This window comes from Streptomyces sp. Isolate_45 (assembly GCF_024721315.2).
GTDB lineage: Bacteria > Actinomycetota > Actinomycetes > Streptomycetales > Streptomycetaceae > Streptomyces.
In genome coordinates this window covers 1-18,723 of sequence record NZ_JANFAK020000151.1, presented here as the reverse complement: position 1 = coordinate 18,723, position 18,723 = coordinate 1, and the positions used below count along the sequence as shown (strand labels likewise).

At 74.3% G+C, this 18,723-nt stretch carries 15 protein-coding genes; 8 read left to right on the top strand and 7 right to left on the bottom strand.

Going from position 1 to position 18,723, the window contains the following annotated elements:
- Positions 1 to 5: 5 nt before the first annotated feature.
- The gene (locus tag NOD94_RS32930) at positions 6 to 2,435 is read left to right on the top strand and encodes a glycoside hydrolase family 3 C-terminal domain-containing protein (RefSeq protein ID WP_281209851.1); all 2,430 of its coding nucleotides are present in this window, start codon (positions 6 to 8) and stop codon (positions 2,433 to 2,435) included.
- Between the two features lie 58 nt (positions 2,436 to 2,493).
- Positions 2,494 to 3,177: a DedA family protein gene (locus NOD94_RS32925; RefSeq protein WP_281209848.1), complete on the top strand. Its 684-nt coding sequence runs from the start codon at positions 2,494 to 2,496 to the stop codon at positions 3,175 to 3,177.
- Positions 3,178 to 3,267: 90 nt separating this feature from the next.
- Here the strand turns inward: NOD94_RS32925 and NOD94_RS32920 are convergent, their stop codons facing one another.
- On the bottom strand, positions 3,268 to 3,810 hold the full coding sequence (locus NOD94_RS32920) for a gamma carbonic anhydrase family protein (protein ID WP_281209847.1): 543 nt from the start codon (positions 3,808 to 3,810) through the stop codon (positions 3,268 to 3,270).
- A gap of 131 nt (positions 3,811 to 3,941) precedes the next feature.
- On the opposite strand from NOD94_RS32920, the gene NOD94_RS32915 reads away from it, so the two are divergent.
- Positions 3,942 to 4,694, top strand: coding sequence for an acyltransferase (locus NOD94_RS32915; protein ID WP_281209846.1), 753 nt, complete (start codon positions 3,942 to 3,944; stop codon positions 4,692 to 4,694).
- 5 nt (positions 4,695 to 4,699) lie between these two features.
- Here NOD94_RS32915 and NOD94_RS32910 read toward each other — a convergent pair whose 3' ends face one another.
- Positions 4,700 to 5,566, bottom strand: coding sequence for a DMT family transporter (locus tag NOD94_RS32910; RefSeq protein WP_281209845.1), 867 nt, complete (start codon positions 5,564 to 5,566; stop codon positions 4,700 to 4,702).
- Between the two features lie 108 nt (positions 5,567 to 5,674).
- Here NOD94_RS32910 and NOD94_RS32905 point away from each other — a divergent pair, with 108 nt between their 5' ends.
- Positions 5,675 to 6,265 (top strand): XRE family transcriptional regulator, encoded by a 591-nt coding sequence (locus NOD94_RS32905; RefSeq protein ID WP_281209850.1) that lies wholly within the window; start codon positions 5,675 to 5,677, stop codon positions 6,263 to 6,265.
- A gap of 26 nt (positions 6,266 to 6,291) precedes the next feature.
- Here NOD94_RS32905 and NOD94_RS32900 read toward each other — a convergent pair whose 3' ends face one another.
- Positions 6,292 to 6,696 carry a CoA-binding protein gene (locus NOD94_RS32900; RefSeq protein WP_281209844.1) on the bottom strand — a complete coding sequence of 135 codons (405 nt, stop codon included), beginning with the start codon at positions 6,694 to 6,696 and terminating at the stop codon, positions 6,292 to 6,294.
- 97 nt (positions 6,697 to 6,793) lie between these two features.
- Here NOD94_RS32900 and NOD94_RS32895 point away from each other — a divergent pair, with 97 nt between their 5' ends.
- The 3 genes from NOD94_RS32895 to NOD94_RS32885 all read left to right on the top strand — a co-directional run bounded on the left by NOD94_RS32895 (position 6,794) and on the right by NOD94_RS32885 (position 11,761).
- A complete protein-coding gene (locus tag NOD94_RS32895; RefSeq protein ID WP_281209843.1) occupies positions 6,794 to 7,423 on the top strand; it encodes a YigZ family protein in 630 nt (209 codons plus the stop codon).
- 160 nt (positions 7,424 to 7,583) lie between these two features.
- Positions 7,584 to 8,753 carry an exonuclease SbcCD subunit D gene (locus tag NOD94_RS32890; RefSeq protein WP_281209842.1) on the top strand — a complete coding sequence of 390 codons (1,170 nt, stop codon included), beginning with the start codon at positions 7,584 to 7,586 and terminating at the stop codon, positions 8,751 to 8,753.
- On the top strand, positions 8,750 to 11,761 hold the full coding sequence (locus NOD94_RS32885; RefSeq protein ID WP_281209841.1) for an SMC family ATPase: 3,012 nt from the start codon (positions 8,750 to 8,752) through the stop codon (positions 11,759 to 11,761). The genes NOD94_RS32890 and NOD94_RS32885 overlap by 4 nt, the downstream gene beginning before the upstream one ends.
- 93 nt (positions 11,762 to 11,854) lie before the next feature.
- Here NOD94_RS32885 and NOD94_RS32880 read toward each other — a convergent pair whose 3' ends face one another.
- Positions 11,855 to 12,301 (bottom strand): Lrp/AsnC family transcriptional regulator, encoded by a 447-nt coding sequence (locus tag NOD94_RS32880; RefSeq protein ID WP_281209840.1) that lies wholly within the window; start codon positions 12,299 to 12,301, stop codon positions 11,855 to 11,857.
- A gap of 94 nt (positions 12,302 to 12,395) precedes the next feature.
- Between NOD94_RS32880 and NOD94_RS32875 the strand changes: the two genes are divergently transcribed.
- Complete coding sequence (locus tag NOD94_RS32875) at positions 12,396 to 12,914, top strand: rhodanese-like domain-containing protein (protein ID WP_281209839.1); 519 nt, start codon at positions 12,396 to 12,398, stop codon at positions 12,912 to 12,914.
- Positions 12,915 to 13,006: 92 nt separating this feature from the next.
- Here the strand turns inward: NOD94_RS32875 and NOD94_RS32870 are convergent, their stop codons facing one another.
- The 3 genes from NOD94_RS32870 to NOD94_RS32860 all read right to left on the bottom strand — a co-directional run bounded on the left by NOD94_RS32870 (position 13,007) and on the right by NOD94_RS32860 (position 18,306).
- Positions 13,007 to 14,713 carry a DUF885 domain-containing protein gene (locus tag NOD94_RS32870; RefSeq protein ID WP_281209838.1) on the bottom strand — a complete coding sequence of 569 codons (1,707 nt, stop codon included), beginning with the start codon at positions 14,711 to 14,713 and terminating at the stop codon, positions 13,007 to 13,009.
- 360 nt (positions 14,714 to 15,073) lie between these two features.
- A complete protein-coding gene (locus NOD94_RS32865) occupies positions 15,074 to 16,537 on the bottom strand; it encodes a GNAT family N-acetyltransferase (protein ID WP_281209837.1) in 1,464 nt (487 codons plus the stop codon).
- 179 nt (positions 16,538 to 16,716) lie between these two features.
- Positions 16,717 to 18,306 carry an alkaline phosphatase D family protein gene (locus NOD94_RS32860; protein WP_281209849.1) on the bottom strand — a complete coding sequence of 530 codons (1,590 nt, stop codon included), beginning with the start codon at positions 18,304 to 18,306 and terminating at the stop codon, positions 16,717 to 16,719.
- Between the last annotated feature and the right edge of the window lie 417 nt (positions 18,307 to 18,723).

Here is an 18,723-nt window from a genome sequence, read left to right as displayed (position 1 = left end):
CCGGCGTGCCGCCCGGCGCCCTGCCCCGCAAGGCCTCACCGGCCGCTGCCGCCGCCGGGAAGCCGGCCGTCGGGGCCCGCGTCGACGCCCTGCTGGACCAGCTCACCCTCGACGAGAAGACGGCCCTGCTGCACGGCGGCGAGGACCCGGACCCGGAGGCGGACCCGGACCCTCGGGGCCGCGCCGGTTACGTGGCGGGCGTACCGCGCCTGGGCATTCCCGCGCTGCGGCTCGCCGACGGGCCCGCCGGGATCGGCGTCGGGAAGCCCGCCACCGCGCTGCCCGCCCCCGTCATGCTCGCTTCGGCCTTCGACCCCGCGCTGGCCCGCGAGTACGGGCAGGTCCTCGGCCGCGAGGGTCGCGCGCTCGGCCGGGACGTCCTGCTCGGGCCGAGGGCCAACCTGATCCGCACCCCCTACGCGGGCCGCAACTTCGAGGCCTTCGCCGAGGACCCGCGGCTGACCGCCGACATCGTGGGCCAGGTCGTGCGGGGTATCCAGGACGAGGGGCTGATCGCCGCCGTCAGGCACTTCGCCCTCGACGACCAGGAGGACGGCCGCGACACCGTCGACGTCAGCGTCGGCGAGCAGACCCTCCACGAGACGGCTCTACGGGGCTTCGAAGCGGCCGTGGCCGCCGGGGCGGGCGCCGTGACGGGCGCCCGGTACAAGATCAACGGTGTCCACGCCTGCGAGAGCGGCCCCCTGCTCGACGAAGTGCTGCGCGGCCGCTGGGGGTTCGACGGATGGGTGCTGTCCGACCCGGACGCCCTCCACAGCACCGTCGCCTCGATCACCGCCGGCCTCGACATGGAGATGCCCGGCGGCACCCACTTCGGCGGCCCGCTGCGCGAGGCCGTGCACGGCGGCTCCGTTCCGCAGGAGGCCGTGGATCTGGCCGTACGCCGCGTCCTGACCACCCTCGACCGGTTCGGCCTGCTCACGGACCGTCCCCCGGCCCGGCCCGCCCGCAACGCGGCCGCCGGGGCCCGGACGGCCCGCAAGGTGGCCACCGCCGGGGCGGTGCTGCTGCGCAACGAGCGCGGCACCCTGCCCCTGGCCGGCGCCGCGGCCCGCTCCATCGCGGTCATCGGCCCCACCGGTCGGGTCCCCCTCGTCGCCGGCGGCAGCGCGCGCGTGGTCACGGACGGGCTCCTCTCCCCGCTCACCGCCCTCACACGGCGCGCGGGCAAGGGGGCCACCGTTCGTCACGCCCTCGGTGAGGACCCGTACGGCAGGGCGCTGCCGCCCGGTCTGCTGGCCCCGCCCGCCGCGCTCGACGACCGGCGGGTGGAGGCCGGTCGGTCCTGGAGCCACGAGGGGAGGTTCACGTTGGCCGCCGACGACGAGTGGACCCTGCTCGTCCACCACACCGGGAAACGGCCGTCCGTCCGGCTCGACGGGGAGGAGATGTTCCCCACCGGGCCGGGGGCGACCGAGCGGGAATCGGGGGCCCTGCTGGGTCGCGCGCCCGACGGGCTGTACGTGGGGCGGCGCACGCTCGCCCTGAAGGCGGGCGTCCACCGGCTCGCCGTCACCGCCGAGGGCGGCGCCGGCGGGCAGCGGTTCCGCCTGCGGCACACGACCCGGGCGACGCGGGCCGCCGACGTCGCCGAGGCCGTGAAGGTCGCCCGGGCGGCGCACAGCGTGGTGCTGTTCGCGTACGAGGACGCCGCCGAGGGGCACGACCGGACCTCGCTGGGGCTGCCCGGCGGGCAGGAGGCGCTGATCGGGGCGGTGACCGCGGCCAACCCGCGCACGACGGTCGTGCTCAACACGTCCTCGTGCACGACCATGCCCTGGATCGCCCGTACGGGTGCGGTCCTCCAGATGTACTACCCGGGCCAGGAGGGCGCGGGCGCGACGGCCGACCTCCTCTTCGGGGACGTGGACCCGGGAGGCCGACTGACCCAGACCTTTCCCGCGGACGAGCGGACGACCCCGGTCGCCGGGGACCTCCTGCGCTACCCCGGGGTGGGCGGCCGACAGGAGTACAGCGAGGGCGTGCACGTCGGCCACCGCTGGTACGACGAGCGCGGGGCGACCCCGCTGTTCCCCTTCGGGCACGGGCTCTCGTACACGACCTGGGCCTACGAGAAGCTGACCGTACGGCCCGAACGCGGCGGCCTGCGCGCCGAGTTCACCGTACGCAACACCGGCCGCCGCAAGGGCACCGAGGTCGCGCAGGTCTACGTCGGGCCCTCGGAGCGACTCGCGCTCGACCAGCCGGTGCGGGTGCTCGCCGGCTACCGGCGGCTCACCCTGGCGCCGGGGGAGTCCCGGCTGGTCACCGTGGACATCGACGCGAGGACGCTGTCGTCCTGGGACGCGGAGCGGCGGGCCTGGGTGCCCGGTACCGGTCGCCGGGAGGTCTTCGTCGGCCGGTCGTCCCGCGAGTTGACCTTGCGGGCGAAGGCGGTCGTGGGGAGCCGATAGGCTGCCCCGTCCGGCGCGTCACGGGAGCCCGCCGGCGAGAACTCGGGAGGACCCACCGGTGCACATCCAGGAATGGCTGGAGACGATTCCGCCGATCAGCGTCTATCTCCTGGTGGGTCTGGTCATCGGGCTGGAGAGCCTGGGCATCCCCCTGCCCGGAGAGATCATCCTGGTCAGCTCGGCCCTGCTGGCCTCCCAGCACGGGGAGATCGACCCGGTGGTCCTGGGTCTGTGCGCGATCGCGGGCGCGATCATCGGCGACTCGATCGGCTACGCGATCGGTCGGCGCGGGGGCAAGCCGCTGTTGGAGAAACTGGGGCGGCGCTTCCCCAAGCACTTCGGGCCCGAGCACGTGGCCCTCGCGGAGCGCTCCTTCGACAAGTGGGGCATGTGGGCGGTCTTCTTCGGGCGGTTCGTGGCCCTCCTGAGGATCTTCGCCGGGCCGCTGGCCGGCGTCCTGCGCATGCCGTACTGGCGGTTCCTCGTCGCGAACATCCTCGGCGGGATCCTCTGGGCCGGCGGCACCACCGCCGTCATCTACTCGGTCGGCATCGTCGCCGAGCCGTGGCTGAAGCGGTTCTCCTGGCTGGCGCTCGCCCTGGCCGTGGCGGGCGGGCTCATCGTGACGCTCGTGATCCGCAGCCGCATGAAGAAGGCCGCGGCCCAGATCCGCGAGGGCTCGCTCCCGGACACGGACACGGACCCGGCCCCGGCGCCCGTGACGGCGGGCGTGGCGGACTGACGTCGCGGGCCGCCTCCGCGGGTCCGCGGAGGGGCCCGCCGGAGCGGCTCCCGGGGCCCTCGTGGACCGGGCCCCGGGCCGTCGCGTGCGTCAGGCCGTCGTCACCGACGCGCGGTGCTGCTCGGCGAGCGCCGTGTACATCGCGGCGTTGACCTTGATGCCCTCGCGCTCCTCCTCGGTGAGTTCCCGCCGGACCTTCGCGGGCACGCCCGCGACCAGGGAGCCGGGCGGGACCACCATGCCCTGCGGGACGAGGGCCTGCGCGGCCACCAGCGAACCGGCGCCGATCACGGCGCCGTTCAGCACGGTCGCGCCCATGCCGATGAGGCAGTCGTCCTCCACGGTGCAGCCGTGGACGACGGCGTTGTGGCCGATGGAGACGCGCTCGCCGATGGACACCGGGAATCCGGGGTCGACGTGGACGGTGCAGTTGTCCTGCACGTTGCTGTCCGCGCCGAGCGTGATCGGGCCGCAGTCGGCGCGCAGCACGGCCGAGTACCAGATGCTCGCGCCGGCGCCGAGGGTGACGTCGCCGACGACCACCGAGGTGGGCGCGGTGAAGGCCGTCGGGTCGACGGTCGGCAGCTTCCCGCCGACGCCCGCGATGAGTGCCTGGCCCGCCTGATACGTCATGGTCTCTTCCTCTGCTTCCGGATGCCGCGCTACCGGCACCGTAGGGCACGCACCCCGCCGGTCCGGCGATGGGGTGAAGATCACAGGTCGGGGTTCCCGACGCCCGGCGCGCGGACCACTACCGTGGCCGGGTGCCGAAGAACCAGAACACGTTCTCATCCCTGACCGCCCTGCGCCGCCGCCTCGCGGGCCGGGTCGCGCACGCGGGATGGCGCTGGATGCAGCAGGCGGGCGCGATCACCGCGCAGACCCCGGGACGACTGCGCTTCGACGCCATCGGCGACGGCACCCGGCTCGCCTTCCCGCAGGGCACCGTCTTCGGCGAACGCTGGATCCGGCTCGGCGCGCACTGCATCATCGCCGAGCAGGTGACCCTGACCGCCGGGATGATGCCCGACCTCGACCTCGGCCGGGAGCCGGTCCTCGTCCTGGGCAACGGCGTGGTCCTGGGCCGGGGCAGTCACGTCATCGCCGACACCCGCATCACCATCGGCGACGACACCTTCTGCGGCCCCGGCGTCTACATCACCTCCACCAACCACAGCTACGACGATCCGAACGAGCCCGTGGGCCGGCAGTGGCCCCGCAACGCGCCGGTGGAGATCGGCCCCGGCTGCTGGCTCGGTACGGGAGCGGTGATCCTCCCCGGGGCCCGGCTGGGCCGCAACGTGGTGGTGGCCGCCGGATCCGTCGTCCGGGGCGAGGTGCCCGACCACGCGGTCGTGGCGGGGGCGCCGGCCCGGATCGTGCGCCGCTGGGAACCCGCGACGGGCTGGCAGCCGCCGCTGCGGACCCCGGCCCCCGTGCCGATCCCCGACGGGATGACACCGGAGCAGTTGCGCGGGCTGGCGCGGTTGGCGGAGGCCGAGGCGGGCGGGGCCTGAGGGTCTCAGCCCGCGGCGAGCAGGACCGTCCCGGCCAGGGCCAGGCCGGCGCCCGCCGCCTGGATGCCGCGCAGCCGCTCCTTGAGCACCGCGAAGGCGGCCAGCGCGGTGATCACGGGGTACAGCGAGGAGAGCACGGCCGCCACGGTGACGGGGCCGTTCTGCGCGGCGACGGAATACGTGCCGTTCGCCGCGACGTCCGCGAGGCCGACGAAGGCCAGGGCGGGCAGCATGCCCCACAGGACGCGCGGCCCGGTGCCCTCCGGCAGCGCGGGCACGCCCCGCCGGGTCTGCGCCCACAGGGCGGCGCCGCCCACGGTGACGTTCGTGACCCGCTGGACGAAGAGGGCGAGGAACAGCCCGGTCACGGTCGTGGAGGCCTCCGCGATGAGTGCCATCACCGCGCCGAATCCGAAGGCGGCGACGAGGGTGAGCACCACGGCCCTGCGCTGCACGGGCGCTCCGCGCAGTTCGGGGCCGCCCGCGAGGACGATGCCGACCACGGCCACCGCGATGCCCGCGAACTGGCCGGGGCCGGGCCGCTCGCCCAGCAACAGCCCGGCGCCGACCGGCACGACCACCCCGACGGAGCCGAGCGGTGAGACCACGCCCATCGGACCGAGGGCCAGCGCCTTGTAGAAGCTGAGCATCGCCACGGGGCCGACGAGGCCGGCGCCGACCGCGAACCACAGTTGCGGGCCGGCCTCCCGCCAGGCGCCCGTGCCGATCACCACGGCGCCGAGCACGACGACCGCGACGACCTGGGAGACCACCACCACCGTGAGGGCCGGTATCCGGCGGGTCAGCAGCCCTCCGCCGAAGTCGGCGAGTCCCCACAGGACGGCTGTGGCAAGGGCGAAGAGGGCGGTCATGGCAGGGGCCTCGCAGTACAGTGCGGTGAACGGTGTGGTGCAGGATCGAATACGCCGTAGGTTAGTTCACTTTGTTGTACTGCGTCATCCAAAATATTGGACGGAATGGTGTCGGACCTCGAACAGCTCACCCAGGCGCTCGCCCGGAATCTCAAGCGGTGGCGCGGCGAGCGCGGATTCACCCTGGACGCGCTGGCGGCCCGCGCGGGGGTGAGTCGCGGAATGATCATCCAGATCGAGCAGGCGCGGACCAACCCCAGCGTCGGCACGACGGTCAAATTGGCGGACGCCCTCGGTGTCAGCATCACCACGCTCCTCGACCACGAGCGCGGCCCCCAGGTGCGCGTGGTGCCGCCGGGGCAGGGGGTGCGCATGTGGACCGGAGGCGCCGGCAGCGAGGCGCACATGCTGCTCGGCGACGACCGGCGCGGACCGGTCGAGATGTGGACCTACCGGCTGGAGGCGGGGGACGGGACCGCCTCGGACCCGCACCCCGCCGGAACCTTCGAGATGCTGCACGTCACGGCGGGCGAGCTGACCCTGGTCATCTCGGAGGAGCGCCACACGGTGCCCGCGGGCGGGGCCGTCTCCTTCGAGGCGAACGTCCCGCACGCCTACCGCAACGAGGGCGCCGTGCCCATGGAGATGACCATGGCAGTGTCGATCCCTCCGGTGCACGGCGTCAACGGACACCACTGAGGCGCCCGGGGCCGCGCGGGGAGGCCCTAGAGGGCCGGGATCTCGATCGCGGGGCAGCGGTCCATGACCATCTCCAGGCCCGCCCCCCGGGTCCGGGTGAAGGCCGCCTCGTCGACCACGTTCAGCTGGAACCAGACCGCCTCGGCGCCGACCGCGACCGCCTCGTCGGCCACCGCGCCGGCCAGGGCGCTGTTCACGAAGACGTCCACCACGTCCACCTTGAACGGGATCGCCTCCAGGGAGGGGTACCCCGGCTCGCCGTGCACCGTCTCCGCCTTCGGGTGCACCGGGACCACGCGCTTGCCGTACCGCTGGAGCACGCGGGCCACGCCGTAGGCGGCCCGGTCCTCGTTGTTGGAAAGGCCCACCACCGCCCAGGTGTCGCCGAGTTCGGTGAGGATCCTGCGGATGGTTTCCTGGTCGCCGTACACGCGCGCCGCCTCCTGCTGTCCTGGTCCGTCGCCGGGTCGAAAGACTCTGCCCGATCAACGAAAAGGACACCTGTCCGATTCCCCGTAGGGTGGAGCGGTGAAGGCAGACCAATACGTGACGGTGGCCCGCGAGGGCGTGCACGAGTCGGAGATCAACCGCTCGCGGTTCCTGTGCTCGCTCGCGCCCGCCGCGACGGAGCGGGAGGCGCAGGAGTTCGTCGCGCGGATCCGCAAGGAGCACCCCACCGCCTCGCACAACTGCTTCGCCTATGTCATCGGCGCGGACGCCTCGGTCCAGAAGGCGAGCGACGACGGGGAGCCCGGCGGCACCGCCGGCGTGCCCATGCTCCAGATGCTGACCCGGCGCGACATCCGCTACGCCGTCGCCGTCGTCACCCGCTACTACGGCGGAGTGAAGCTCGGCGCGGGCGGTCTCATCCGGGCCTACGGCGGAGTCGTCGGCGAGGCCCTCGACGCGCTCGGCACCGTCACCCGCCACCGCTACCGACTCGCCACCGTCACCGTCGACCACCAGCGGGCCGGCAGGACCCAGAACGACCTGCGCTCCAGCGGGCGGGCCGTGCTGGACGTGCGCTACGGCGAGGCGGTCGCGATCGACATCGGGCTCCCCGAGGCCGACATCGAGGCCTTCCGCGCCTGGCTCGCCGACGTGACCGCCGGGACCGCCGGCTTCGAGCTCGGCGGCGAGGCCTACGGCGACGGCTGAGCCCGCCGCCTACATCCGGGTGCCCGGCCGCCCGCGGCCCCCCGTCACTCCTGAGGTCCGAGGATCGGAAGGGCGCGGTGGCGCGAGAGGGGAACGGGTTAGCCTGGAGGGTCGGAGCAGGGCCACGAAGGAGATCAAGCGTGCGGGTCGGAGCGAGCGAGTGAAGTTCCTGCACACCTCGGACTGGCACCTCGGGAGATCCTTCCACCGGGTGAACATGCTCGGAGCCCAGGCCGACTTCGTCGACCACCTCGTCGCGGCCGTCCGGGAACACGAGGTCGACGCCGTCCTCGTCGCCGGTGACGTCTACGACCGGGCCGTGCCCCCGCTGCCCGCCGTCGAGTTGTTCGACCGGGCCCTGCACCGGCTCGCCGACCTCGGCGTGCCCACCGTGATGATCTCCGGGAACCACGACTCCGCCCGCCGACTCGGCGTCGGGGCCGGGCTCATCGGCCGGGCCGGGATCCACCTCAGGACCGACCCGGCCGGCTGCGCCGACCCCGTGGTGCTGGCCGACGTACACGGCGAGGTGGCCCTCTACGGGCTGCCGTACCTGGAACCGGCCCTCGTCAAGGAGGAGTTCGGCGCCGAGAAGGTCAGCCACGAGGCGGTGCTGGGCGCCGCCATGGACCGGATCCGGACCGACCTGGCCGGCCGGGCGCCCGGAACCCGCTCCATCGTCCTCGCCCACGCGTTCGTCACCGGCGGGCAGGCCAGCGACAGCGAACGCGACATCACCGTCGGCGGGGTCGAGGCCGTGCCCGCCTCCGTCTTCGACGGGGTCGACTACGCCGCCCTGGGCCACCTCCACGGCTGCCAGACGATCAACGAACGGGTCCGCTACTCCGGTTCCCCGCTCGCCTACTCCTTCTCCGAAGCGGACCACCGCAAGACGATGTGGCTGATCGACCTCGACGGCGACGGCACGATCACCACCGCCGAACGGATCGACACCCCCGTACCCAAGGACCTCTCCCGGCTGCGCGGGCGCCTGGAGGACATCCTCGACGACCCGACCCTCACCCCCCGCGAGGACCACTGGATCGAGGCCACCCTCACCGACCCGGTCCGCCCCGCCGACCCCATGGCCCGCCTCGCCGCCCGCTTCCCGCACACCCTCAGCCTCGCCTTCGAGCCCGAGGGCCGCGAGGAACACGGAACGGCCTCCTACGCCCAGCGGCTGAAGGGGCGCAGCGACCAGGAGATCGCCGAGGACTTCGTCGCGCACGTGCGGGGCGGCGGCACCCCCGACGACGCCGAACGGGACGTGCTGCGGGGCGCCTTCGACGACGTACGCGCCCAGGACAGCCGTCAGGAGACCGCCCGATGAGGCTGCACCGGCTCCGGATCACCGCCTTCGGACCCTTCGCCGAACCCCAGGAGATCGACTTCGACGCCCTGTCCGGCGCCGGGATCTTCCTGCTCCACGGACCCACCGGCGCCGGCAAGACCTCCGTCCTCGACGCCGTCTGCTACGCCCTCTACGGATCCGTGCCCGGCTCCCGGCAGGCACCCGGCACCAGCCTGCGCAGCGACCACGCCGGCCCCGACGTCCCGACCGAGATCACCCTCGAACTCACCGCGGGCGACCGCCGTCTGGAGATCACCCGCCGCCCCGAACAGGACCGCCCCAAGAAGCGCGGCACCGGCACCACCAAGGACAAACCGCAGAGCTGGCTGCGCGAGCACGCCGCGGGCCGCTGGACGGCGCTCAGCCGCTCCCACCAGGAGATCGGCGAGGAGATCGAACAGCTCCTCGGCATGAGCCGCGAGCAGTTCTGCCAGGTCGTCCTCCTCCCGCAGGGAGAGTTCGCCCAGTTCCTGCGCGCGGGGGCCGAGGCCCGCGGCCGGCTCCTCGGCCGGCTCTTCGACACCCGCCGCTTCGCCGCCGTCGAGACCCTGCTCGCCGAACGCCGCCGGGCCGCAGAGGCCAAGGTGCGGGCCGGGGACGAGAAGGTCCTCGCCGCCGCCCAGCGACTCGCCCAGGCCGCCGGGGACAGCGCCGACCTGCGCGCCTGGCCGCTGCCCCGGCACCAGCCCGGCGATCCCGGCCTCGCCGAGGCCGTCCGGGCGTGGGCGGCCGTCGCCCGCTGCTCGGCACGGGAACGGCTCACCGTCGCCGAGTACGCGTTGGCCGCCGTCGAGGGACGGCACGCCGCCGCCCGACGGGACGCCGAGGACGCCCGCGAACTCGACCGGCTCCAGCACCGGCACGCCGAGACCATCCGGCGGGCGGAGCGGCTGGCGCAGGACGCACCGGAACGCGAACGCGTACGCAACCTCCTGGACCGGGCCCGCCGCGGCGCCCTCGTGGCCCCCGCACTGGAACTGCGCGGAGCCGCGGCCGCCGCCCACCTCACCGCCGCGCACGCCGAGACCGTGGCCCGCTCCGTGCTCCCGCCGGCCCTCGCCGAAGCGGGCACCGAGCAACTAGCCTCCGTCGAGCAGGGGCTGCGCGAGGAACTCGGCGCGGTCGGCGCCGCCCGCCGCGCGGAGCAGCGCAGCGCCGAGATCGGCCGCGAGCGCGCCACCCTGGAGCGGGAGACCCGGGACGCCGACGAACAGCACCAGGAGTCCCTCGACTGGCTCGCCCGCTGGGACGACACCCGCGCCGCCCTCCAGGACCGGGTGGACGCCGCCCAGCAGGCGGCGACCCTGGCCGAGCAACTCGCCGGGCGGCTGGAGCCCGTCCGCATGCAGCTCACCGCCGCCGGCCGCCGGGACGCCCTGGCCACCGAAGCCGAGGCCGCCGCGGCCGAACTGCTCCTGGCCCGCGAGGGGTCCGCCGCCGCCCGCGAGCGCTGGCTGGAACTGAAGGAGGCCCGGCTGCGCGGCATCGCCGCCGAACTGGCCGAAGCCCTCACCGCCGGGGAACCCTGCACGGTGTGCGGGTCCGAGCAGCACCCGGACCCGGCCCGCCCCGCCCCCGGACACGTGGACCGGGCCGCCGAGGACGCCGCCCACGCCCGCTTCGAGCAGGCCGAGGAGCGCAGGGCCGCCGTCGAGCGGCGGCTCGCGGCCGTCCGGGAGGCCGAGTCCGAGGCCGCGTCCGCCGCCGGGGAGTCGACCACCGCCGAACTGCGCGCCCTCACCGCGGACCTGAGCTCCCGGCATGCCGCCGCCCACGCGGACGCCGCCGCCCTGCACACCGCCCGCGAACGGCTGGCCCGCGCCGAGCGCGAGCACGCCGCGCGCAGCGCCGACCGGCTCGACTCCGAACGCCGGGCCGCCGCCCGCTCCGAGCGCCGTGAGGCCCTCGACCGGGAGCAGGCCTCCCTGGAGGCGGAGCTGGTCCTCGTACGGGGCGACGCCCCCAGCGTCGCCGCCCGCGCCCGCGTCCTGGAAGACCGGATCCGGATGGTCACCACGGCCGCCGGCGCGCTGCGCCGGGCCGAAGTCACCACCGCCCGGCTGAAGGAGGCCGACGGCCAACTCGCCGACGCCGCCTTCAAGGCCGGCTTCGACACCACCGACGCGGCCGCCGACGCCGTGCTCCCCGAGTACGAGCGCACCGCCCTCCAGCACCGCGTCGACGCCTGGCAGGCGGAGGAGGCCATGCTGGCCGAGCGGCACGCCGAGCAGGACACCGCCCGCGCGGCGGCCCTGCCCGCGGCCGATCCGTACGCCGCCGAGGCCCGCTCGGAACGCGCCGCCGCCCGGCTGCGCACCGCCGGCTCGGCCGCCGACGCGGCCCGGGTGCGCTGTACCGAGCTGGACCGGCTCTCCCGGCAGGCGGAGCACGAGCTGCGCGCGCTGGGCCCGCTGCGCACGGCGTACGAGCGGGTGGCCGGGCTGGCCGGGCTCACCGCGGGCACCTCCGCCGACAACGAGCGCAAGATGCGGCTGGAGGCGTACGTCCTGGCCGCGCGGCTGGAGCAGGTCGCCGCCGCGGCGACCGTACGACTGCTGCGGATGTCCGGTGGCCGCTACACCCTGGTCCATTCCGACGCCAGGGCGGGCGGCCGCGGCCGCTCCGGGCTCGGCCTGCACGTCGTGGACGCCTGGACGGGCAGCGAGCGGGACACGGCCACCCTGTCGGGAGGCGAGACCTTCTTCGCCTCCCTCGCGCTGGCCCTGGGACTGGCGGACGTGGTCACCGACGAGGCCGGCGGCATGCGCCTGGACACCCTGTTCATCGACGAGGGCTTCGGCAGCCTCGACGACCAGGCCCTGGACGAGGTCCTCGACGTCCTGGACTCCCTGCGCGAGCGGGACCGCAGCGTCGGCATCGTGAGCCACGTCGGCGACCTGCGCACCCGGGTCCAGGCCCAGCTGGAGATCGTCAAGCAGCGCGGCGGTTCGGTGGTCCGCCACCGCACGGCGGCGGTCACGGACTGAGCGGTCGTCCCGGATCGAGCGGACGTCCCGGATCGAGCGGACGTCCCGGATCGAGCGGACGTCCCGGTCCGAGCGGCCACCGCACGGTGGCCGTCACGGACTGAGCGGGCGCCGGGCCAGCGGGGACGAGTACACGACGCTGGTGGTGACCGGGCCGAGGCCCGAGATCCGGCCCGTGACCTCCTCCAGGTGACCCATCGAGCGGGCGGCGACCTTCAGGACGAAGCAGTCGTCGCCGGTGACGTGGTGGGCCTCCAGGATCTCCGGGGTGGCTTCGAGGAAGTCGTGGAAGGGCTTGTAGTTGCCGTGCGGGTAGCGCAGCCGCACCAGCGCCATGATGGCCTTGCCCAGCTTCTCGTGGTCGACGACGGCCGTGTAGCCGGTGATGATCCCCGTCTCCTCCAGCCGGCGGACCCGTTCCGTGACGGCGCTCGCGGACATGGACACGGCGCGGGCGAGCTCGGTGAAACTGGCGCGGCCGTCCTCCTGGAGGACGCTCAGGATGCGCCAGTCGGTGGCGTCGGGGGAATGGTCGGTCATCCCGCAGGTCTAGCAGGGGAATCCCCGGGAGAACAACCCGAAGGCCGGGGAATCTCGGTTCCCCGGGTGATCGACGCTTCGTAGATTCGTGTCCATGACGACGACAACGAACACCGCGGCCCCGACCGTCACCGACGTGAACCCCGTGCTCCGGGTCCCCCCGGCCACCCCGGCCGCGGCCGCCGCGTACTTCGCCGCGAGCCTGGCCTTCCACGCGGACGTGTCGGACGTCGCCGCCGCCTTCGAGGCCCACCGCGAGCAGGGCACCGACCTCGGCTTCCAACTGGTCGACTCCCGCTCCACCCCGTCCTGGGACCAGGCCCACGTACCCGGCGCCGTCCACCTCCCCACGGCCCTCATCCCCGAGCAGGCGGACAAGCTCCTCGACCGGAACGTGCCCGTCGTCACCTACTGCTGGGGTCCCGGCTGCAACGGGGGCACCCGCTCCGCCCTCGCCCTGGCCGAACTCGGCTTCCAGGTCAAGGAGATGCTCGGCGGCATCGAGTACTGGATCCGGGAGGGCTTCGAGGTCGAGACCTGGCAGGGATCCGAGCGGCGCGCCGAGGCCGACCCGCTGACCGCGCCCACCGACTCGGACGACTGCGGCTGCTGACCCGCCGCCCACCGCCGACGGGCCGCACCCTCCCCGGCAGGGAGGGTGCGGCCCGTCGGCGCACCCGGGGCGGCGCACCGCCGGCGGAGCGGTCAGAGCTTGGAGAGTTCGTCCACCAGGTCGTCCAGACCCAGCGAGCCCTGCGACAGCGCCGCCATGTGCCAGGCCTTCAGGTCGAAGGACTCACCGTGCGCGGCACGGGCGTTGTCCCGGCCCAGCAGCCAGGCGCGCTCGCCCAGCTTGTATCCGATCGCCTGCCCCGGCATCGACAGGTAGCGGGTGAGCTCGCTCTCGATGTAGTCCGCCGGCCGGCCGCTGTGCAGCCCGAAGAACTCTTGCGCCAGGTCGACCGTCCAGCGCTCGCCCGGGTGGAACGGCGAGTCCGCCGGGATCTCCAGCCCCAGGTGCATGCCGATGTCCACGATCACCCGGGCGGCCCGCATCATTTGGCAGTCCAGGTAACCCAGCCGCTGCTCGGCGTCCTTGAGGTAGCCCAGCTCGTCCATCAGGCGCTCCGCGTACAGCGCCCAACCCTCGACGTTCGCGCTGACCAGGCCGACGGTCGCCTGGTAGCGGGAGAGCCGGTCCGCCACGTGCTGCCACTGCGCCAGCTGGAGGTGATGACCGGGAACGCCCTCGTGGTACCAGGTGGACACCAGGTCGTACACCGGGAAGCGGGTCTGACCCATCGTCGGCAGCCAGGTGCGCCCGGGACGGGAGAAGTCCTCGGAGGGGTTGGTGTAGTACGGCGCCGCCGCCCCGCCCGACGGGGCGATCATCGACTCCACGCGCTTGACCCGCTCGGCGAGTTCGAAGTGGGTGCCGTCCAGGTTCTCGATGGCCTCGTCCATCAGGCCCTGCAGCCAGGCCCGGACCTCGTCGACCCCCTCGATGTGGGTGCCGTGCTCGTCCAGGTGACGCAGCGCCTCCCAGGGCCCGACGCCCGGCAGGATCCTGGCCGCCTCGGACTTCATCTCCGCGAGCAACCGGTGGTACTCGGCCCAGCCGTAGGCGTAGGCCTCGTCCAGGTCCAGGTCGGAGCCGTTGAAGTAGCGCGCCCAGCGGGCGTAGCGCTCGCGGCCCACCGGATCCGGCGCGCCGGCGACGGCCGGGGCGTACACGTCCCGCATCCAGTCCCGCAGTTCGGCCACCGCCGCCGTGGCGCCGGCGGCCGCCGCGTCCAGTTCCGCGCGCAGGACCCGCGGGCCCGCCGAGGCGAACTCCCCGAAGAAGTCCCGGGAGCCGTCCTCGCCCTCGCCGGCCCAGACCGTGAGCTGCCCGACGAAGGTGGTGGTGGGGCGAGGACTTCCGTACAGCCCGCGTTCCAGACCGAGCGCGAGGCTCTCCCGGTACCCGGCGAGGGCGGCCGGTACGGCGCGCAGCCGCTCGGCGATCGCCGCCCAGTCCTCCTCGGTGTCGGCCGGGGTCAGGGTGAAGGCCTCGCGGACCGAGTGGGCGGGGGAGTGGATGTTGCTGACGGCGCGCAGGTCCTCGTCGGCCTCGTGGACGGCGAGTTCGGCGTCGAGCCGCTCGCGCAGCAGACGGGCGCAGCGCCGCTCGGCCTCGGTGTCGGCGCCGGGCAGCCGCTCGGCGGCGTCGAGCGCGGCCATTGTGGTGCGCAGCAGTTCGGCAGCGGCGGCGCGGCCCGCGGGGGAGAAGTCCGGCAGCTTGCCGGAACTGGCCGCGACTCCGAGGTAGGTGCCCGTGATCGGGTCGATGGCGATGAGGTCGTCGACGTACGCGTCGGCGACCTGACGGGGCAGACGGGCTGCGCTGTCACTGTGGAGGGTCTCTGACATGCGGCCATCTTCGTATGCGGAACCACCCCGCGTCATCACCGTGACGGCCCGGAGACCTGACGCGGGGGCCGCCCGCGGGCGGCGCGCCGGCCGCCCGCACGGCCGACGCGCGCCGCCCGTAAGGAACTTCGCGCGAGGTGGCGGACCCCGGCGGCCACCGGAAGCCGAATCGTGGGCTTCCCGGTGGGCGGGAACGTGCCCGCGCCGCGCTCCGCCCGCACCCCATCCGGGCTCCACCGGCACCCGAGATCGCGCTGCGACAGCGCCCCGCCGGAGGCGTCGGCGGTGCGGACCCCGCCGGGCGGCCCTCCGACAGGCCTTGGGCCTGTCGTCGAACTCCCGTCCGTCTCGCGGCGGGACCTAGTGCTGCTGCCCGCTTTCGAACGGTGCCCGGGCGCGCGGGGCGCCGGAAGCGGAGCGCGCCGTGACGGGGGTCGCGTCCAGCCGGGCGGTGATCACCAACGTGCCCTCCTCGATCTGGTAGTCGAGGGGCAGGCCGAGGCCGCGCATCGCCGCGACCATGCCGGTGTTGGAGGCCTGGGTGACGGCGTACACGCTGTCGCACCCCGCCTCGACGGCCATCGCCAGCAGCCGCCTCAGCAACTCCGAGCCGATGCCGCGGCGCTGCCACTCGTCCTCGATGAGCAGCGCCACCTCGGTCTCGTCGCCGTCCCACAGCAGGTGGCCGAGGGCCACGAGCTTGCCCGAGGCGGTGGTCGCGGCGACCGTCCGGCCGAAGCGGGGGCTCAACAGGTGTCCGAGGTAGCGGTCCGCGTCGGCGACGGGCCCGTGGTAGCGCAGGCCGAGGGTGCGCTCGGAGCAGCGGTCGTGCATGGCGCGGGCCGCCGGGAGGTCGGAGCCGTCGGCGCGGCGCACGGTGATCTCGTTGCCCTCGGGCAGGGTCAGGACGTGCTGGCCGCGCGGGACGCGCGGGCCGAGGCGGGCGTCGAGCTCCACGAGGGCGCGGGCCCGGGCGAACTCCGTCGGGGTGAACGGCAGGTAGGGCCGTTCCACGGTGATGGCCCCGCCGGAGGGATCGCGCAGCCGCATCACGGTGGCCTCCAGGACCCCTTCCACGGGTGCGTCGGCGCCCGCGTTGGGGCGGCCGGACAGGGTGGTCGCCGGGATCGAGTGGATGGTGCAGCGGCCGAGCAGCTGACGCAGTGCGAGCGGCAGTTCGGCGGCGTCCAGCGCGGTCCGGGTGGCAAGGCCGAGGACGCGGGTGGGCGTGTCGACCAGGTCGTGGGCGTCGGCGCGCTCGATCCAGGTGCTGTGGCCGCCGGCCCGGGCGACGGCCCGGGTGAGTTCGGCGGACGGCAACTGCTGCGGGGCGCGGAGCAGGAACTCGTCGACCGTGCCGCCCTCGGGGAGCGGGTGGGTCTGCAGGGTCAGGATGTCCACGCCGTTACGGGCGAGCGCGGTGCAGAGCGAGGCCAGGCTGCCGGGTTCGTCCCGTACGGTCGTCCGCATCCGCCACAGCGCGGCGGTCGCGGGGCTCCTACCCGTACCGCCCGTACCGCCCGTACCGCCCGTGCCGTCCGCGCCGGTCGTGGCGGGCGGCACGGGCACCGGATCGGAGGGCGTGCCGGCCGGCGGCGGAGCATGGCTGTGGCGCCGGGCCCACCACGTGTGGAAGGCCGCGGTGACGAGGAGCGCCACGGCGGAGGCGACCAGCAGGATCGGGCCCCGGGGGCCGTGCACGACCAGATTGGCGATGCCGTCGGCCACGGCCACGGCGCAGAAGAGGGCGGCGAGTTCGACGAGGTCACGGCGCCAGTGGTGACGGTGCGGACGCGGGGCGGAGGCGAGGTTACGGTCAGTCATGCACACCACTGTGGCGCAGGGGTGTTGCGTGATCGCGAACGATCTGTGACCGGCTGGTTAAGTGTCGATCTGGCCGGTTTCTCCCGGTTTTCCATCCGGTTTCCGATATCGCGCCCAGCGCGGGGCCCACGACGCCGTTCCTTACGCCCGCCCCTCGGGCGGGCGGGTCGCGCCGTCCTTCACGCCTGCCCCACGAGGCCCGGTCGGAGCACCTTCGTGAACAGTACGCCACCACCCTGGCGGCGCAGCCGGACGGTGAGTTCCCCGCTGCCCCCGTCGATCTCCACCTCGCCGTAGTACGGGGGGTTCTCGGCCGGGGACATGTTGGCCACCGGCGCCGACCGGACGTACTCCGTCCGCGGCCCGAAGGTCGCGTCGAGCCGACCGGCCGGGAACCCGCCCGCGCCGACGGGACCGGACACGAACTCCCAGAACGGCTCGAAGTCTCCGAAGGCGGCGCGCTCGGGCGCGTAGTGGTTCGCGGCCGTGTAGTGGACGTCGGCGGTGAGCCAGACGGTACCCGTGATGTGCCGGTGCTTGACGTACCGCAGCAGGTCGGCGATCTGCAGCTCCCGTCCGAGGGGGGCACCCGGATCGCCCTGCGCGACTGCCTCGAAGTTCGTGGCGCCGTCGGGGACGACGATGCCGAGCGGCATGTCGGAGGCGATCACCTTCCACGTGGCCCGCGAACGCGACAGCTCCCGCTTCAGCCAGGCCAGTTGTTCCGTGCCGAGGATGCCGACCGGGTCCTCGGCCTGCCGGTTCGGGGAGTTGGCGTTGCGGTGGGTCCGCATGTCCAGGACGAACACGTCGAGCAGCGGGCCGTGCCGCACCACCCGGTACATCCGGCCCTCGTCCCTGCCGCCGCGGAGGTCGGTGACGGGGAAGTACTCCCCGAAGGCCCGGCGGGCGCGGGCGGCGAGGACGTCGGCCTCGCGGACGGTGTAGCGGGGGTCGTCGATCAGCTGGCCCGGGTACCAGTTGTTGCGCACCTCGTGGTCGTCCCACTGGGCGACCACGGGGACCTGCCCGTAGAACTCCCGCAGATTCTGATCGAGCAGGTTGTAGCGGAAGTTCCCGCGGAACTCGGCGAGCGTCTCGGCGACCTTCGCCTTCTCCTCGGTCGTCACGTTCCGCCAGATGCGGCCGTCGGGCAGCGGCACGGCGGCCTGGATCGGGCCGTCCGCGTAGATCGCGTCGCCGCTGAAGAGGAAGAAGTCGGGGTCGCGCAGCCGCATCTCCTCGAAGACCCGGTATCCGCCGATGTCGGGGTTGATGCCCCAGCCCTGCCCGGCCAGGTCCCCGGACCACACGAAGCGCACGTCGTGGCGACGGGAGACGGGCGTGGTGCGGAACGAGCCGCGCACCGGCTCGCTCGTGCGGCGGGGGTCGTCCGGGTCGGCGAGGGTGATCCGGTAGTGGATCTGCCGACCCGGAGGCAGGTCGCGCAGGGTGGTCGTGCCGGTGAAGTCGGTGGCCGGACCGAGGAAGGGGCCGCCGTGGCGGCGCACCCCGTAGCGGAACGACTCGCTCGGCGAGGTTTCCACGTACATCCGCGCCGGACGGTCGGAGCGCGTCCATACGGTGGCCGAGTGCGCGGTGATCTCGCCGGTCTGCGTTCCCCACCGGGCGGCGGGGCGGCCGGACCGGGTGAAGGCCGGGGCGCCCACGGGGGAGGCCAGGGCGGGCGCGGCGAAGGCGGCGGACAGGGCGAGGCCCAGGGGCAGGGCTAGTGACCCGCCGAGCAGGGACCGTCGGGTGTGCGGCATCGGTGCCATCGGTGCGTCTCCAGGGGCCGGCGGGGACGGGCCGGACCAGTGTGCCGCCGCACACCGGCCCGGCCGCGTCGCCCACACGAACCGTGGATGAACACCCGCCGGCGGGGGCGGGCGGGGGTGGAGGGGTGTCGGGCCTGCCGTCGAACTCCCGTCGGCCTCGCGGTGGCCGGTGCGCGCTCCCGCTGCCCCGGGGGTAGTCCGAGTACGGCCGGTACGCGGGCTTCCGCCCGGCACGCCGGGAGCACGGCCCGGACACCGCGAGGCCGCCCTCCGGGCGACGACGGGAGTTCGACGACAGGCCCCGGGGCGCCGCGGGGCGGTGGGTCGTGCCGCCCCGACCGGGGGCCGCTTCCATTCCGCACCGACGCACCGACGCACCGACGCACTGACGCGCCGCCGCACCGACGC